The following is a 271-nucleotide window of genomic DNA, read 5'->3' as shown; positions in this document are numbered from 1 at the left end:
CCGCTCCTGGTGTAGACCCTCATGCTATCTCAGATTACTTTAAGCAAAACATTCTCCAGATGTTGGATAGTAATAAGAGAAACCTAATCGTTTTAGCCTTGAGGGACATTATTGCATCTGATGACTCTATCGAGCCTGATACAGTTGTTGAAATAGTAAACCGAATGACAAAGGAAGAGATCATAAAGCGTAATGCCTTTGTATTGGAGGATTCCTGCTAGGAAGTCCTCCAATACAAAGGCATTACGCTTTATGATCTCTTCCTTTGTCA

The 271-nt window shown here is 40.2% G+C and carries 1 protein-coding gene; it reads left to right on the top strand.

The window, feature by feature from the left end; translation table 11 throughout:
- Positions 1 to 221, top strand: a 221-nt coding sequence (locus tag RYX56_RS22475; protein ID WP_317124137.1) for a hypothetical protein, incomplete at its 5' end; no start/stop codon positions are given.
- Positions 222 to 271: the final 50 nt, after the last annotated feature.

Origin of the sequence: Alkalihalophilus lindianensis, from assembly GCF_032843265.1 — a bacterium.
GTDB classification, from domain to species: Bacteria; Bacillota; Bacilli; order Bacillales; family Bacillaceae_D; genus Alkalihalophilus; species Alkalihalophilus lindianensis.
This window is presented reverse-complemented; position numbering and strand designations above follow the sequence as displayed.